General features: G+C 53.9%; 4 protein-coding genes. 2 read left to right on the forward strand and 2 right to left on the reverse strand.

What is annotated here, in order from left to right; genetic code table 11:
• Positions 1-231: 231 nt before the first annotated feature.
• Positions 232-447 (reverse strand): TOBE domain-containing protein, encoded by a 216-nt coding sequence (locus tag ACM6IT_RS23140; RefSeq protein ID WP_056724180.1) that lies wholly within the window; start codon positions 445-447, stop codon positions 232-234.
• A gap of 263 nt (positions 448-710) precedes the next feature.
• Between ACM6IT_RS23140 and ACM6IT_RS23145 the strand changes: the two genes are divergently transcribed.
• Positions 711-872, forward strand: coding sequence for a hypothetical protein (locus ACM6IT_RS23145; RefSeq protein ID WP_177336468.1), 162 nt, complete (start codon positions 711-713; stop codon positions 870-872).
• A gap of 53 nt (positions 873-925) precedes the next feature.
• Complete coding sequence (locus ACM6IT_RS23150; protein ID WP_160386044.1) at positions 926-1516, forward strand: helix-turn-helix domain-containing protein; 591 nt, start codon at positions 926-928, stop codon at positions 1514-1516.
• A gap of 132 nt (positions 1517-1648) precedes the next feature.
• Here ACM6IT_RS23150 and ACM6IT_RS23155 read toward each other — a convergent pair whose 3' ends face one another.
• Positions 1649-2158, reverse strand: coding sequence for a hypothetical protein (locus ACM6IT_RS23155; RefSeq protein WP_082562944.1), 510 nt, complete (start codon positions 2156-2158; stop codon positions 1649-1651).
• Positions 2159-2616 lie beyond the last annotated feature (458 nt).

A 2616-nucleotide genomic window follows, 5' to 3' on the forward strand; every position in this document is an offset into this window, starting at 1 on the left:
CGAGGGTGGTTCCGACCGCCTGATCGAAAACCGCGTTGCTGCGGATGGCTCCGACAAGCTGATGCAGAACCGCGTCGCTGAAGGTGGCTCCGACAAACTGCTGCAGAACCGCGTCGCATAAACAAACCGCGTCACCACAACACCCAACAAAAACCCGGCCTGATCAGCCGGGTTTTTTCATGGTTTTTTTAAACCGGCAGATCATCCGTTATCTACCAATGATTCAGGCTTTCAAAGCTTGGCAATGGAGACCTCCGTGGACTTGACGAAGGCAATCACCTCGCTGCCCACCTTCAACTCCAGGCTGCGCACCGAACGCGTGGTAATCACGGAAGTGACGATCCCGGAGGCGGTTTGCACGTCGATTTCGGAGACCACTTCGCCTTCGAATATTTCCTTGATGACGCCCTTGAACTGGTTACGGACGTTGATCGCTTTGATGGTCATGATAAGGCTTCCTGTCTGGCGTCGAGACCATCCGCATGGATGGGCATGACCTCAAGATGCACCGCATCAGCCAACACCAAAAGGAATATATAATTACATGTTTATATCTTTTTAGAATATAAAAGACGCTTCATACAACCTGAAAATCCCTCACCAATAAGAACCAAAAAGAATTAACAAATAAAAATTCAGTATTTATTGTTATAAAAATAGAAGCGTACTCTCCAGTCATCCCGTCATTCATCACCACAGTGAAGTGCCCCATGAATCCGACTGACAACCTCATCGATTTCGCCAGCTACCGCAAACGCAAACAAGCTCAGCAACGGGCACGGGCCATGTGGGAGATGTACGCACGCAACGCCGGACTACAGGCATTGCAGTGGGTTCAGGCGTCTCGGTCTACCGAGACACGTCAGGCGTGAACGCGTACGAACCCTCGCGCTTTCTGATAAGCGCGGACGAGCCTGTGCTGGATCTGAACAATCCGGATGCCCCGGAAGAGGACCCGATCTGCGAACGGGTCGGACAAAACCTGCTGCGTCTGCGCAGCAAGCGCCATCTGTCCCTTGATGCCCTGGCCCGACAGTGCGGCGTGAGCCGCGCCATGCTGGCGCAAATCGAATCGGGGCGCAGTGTGCCGTCCATCAAGGTGCTGTGCAAAATAGCCAAAGGCTTGAAGGTATCGGTGGCGGCGTTTCTGGAACATCGGGCCTTCGAAGGTGTGGCCCTATTGTCGGCGAGCCAGAGCAAACGCCTGGTCAGCGCCAACGGCGCTTTTGTCAGCCGCGCCCTGTTCCCCTTTGACGTGGCGCGCCAATCGGAATTCTACGAGCTGCGCCTGAGCGCGTTGGGAGAGGACCAGTCGCAGGGCCATGGCCCTGGTGTCCAGGAAAACCTGGTGGTGGCGCAGGGTGTCCTGGAAATCAGCGTCAACGATGAACGTTACCTGCTATCCACGGGGGACTCGATCCTGTTTTACGCCGACCAGCCCCACCGCTATCGCAACCCCGCCGACAGTGAGGCCGTGGCCTATCTTGTGGTGACCTACCCCGAACGCCTGGACTGATACCGCCTTCTTGTAGGAGCGAGCCTGCTCGCGATGGGCTCAAGGCTGACGCGTTTTTTCAGAAAACCCGCGTCATCGTTGACGTCCATCGCGAGCAGGCTCGCTCCTACAGGTACAGGTACAGTGCAGGGATCAGCAGGTGCAGCACATCAGCGGCATGCCGTTGCAGCTCATCATCATCGGCATGCTGCAGTCGTTCATCATTTTCATCATCAGGGCACAGCAGTTTTTCATCATGTCCATGTTCATGCCGGCCATCGGCATGATTTTGCACATCATGCAGTCCGCCATGAGCGTGCATTCCATCACGCACTTCATCGACGGCATCGGCATGCCCATCACCGGCATCGACATCATCATGTTCATCATCGGCATGGCCATGCTCGCCGGGGACATGCACATCATGCTCATGTTGCCGCAGTGCATCATCATCGGCATGCCGCAGTTCATCATCAACTGCATCATTTCAGCGCTGTTCCTGAACATGGCCATGTCCATGCCAGCGGCCGGCATCATCTTGCACATCATGCCGTCGTCCATCATGTCGCAGGACATGGTCGCCATCATCATCGGCATGCCCATCATCGACATCATTGGCATGTTGGCGTTCATCGGCATTTGCATCTGCATGGCATTCATCATGGTGTTGTTCCCTAAAGGACTGGATAGTTGGACGAAGCTGATGGAGGCGGATTCTAGGGAATCGGCCGAGCGCGACAAGCTGGCGATCAAACAGCCAAAGTCGATGTTGCGACAGGCTTAACGAGGCAGGCAGGAGGATTATTTCTGCTGTGACGAACGATCCGATTCGATCACGGACAAGGTAAAAAACATGACGCGGATTATTCGGTTATGGATATGCAGATTGCATCTATTCAAATACCGTAAAGAAATAAACGTTCTAACCGGTGTAGCAATCTTTCCCAGCTGGTTGAGTTGAAGTTCGTCGGAACGCCGCCCGGAGCAAGCTCGATCCCGCAAAGAACACCGAATCATCCATTGACTGCGTCGATAGTCACCATTGATTCAATGAAGTTCTCTTAAAAAATCCACGGCGTAACATCTGCTCCATACCAACCCATAAGTACCCCGGAGCACAT

This window comes from Pseudomonas sp. IT-P4 (assembly GCF_949767755.1).
Taxonomy (GTDB): Bacteria; Pseudomonadota; Gammaproteobacteria; order Pseudomonadales; family Pseudomonadaceae; genus Aquipseudomonas; species Aquipseudomonas monachiensis.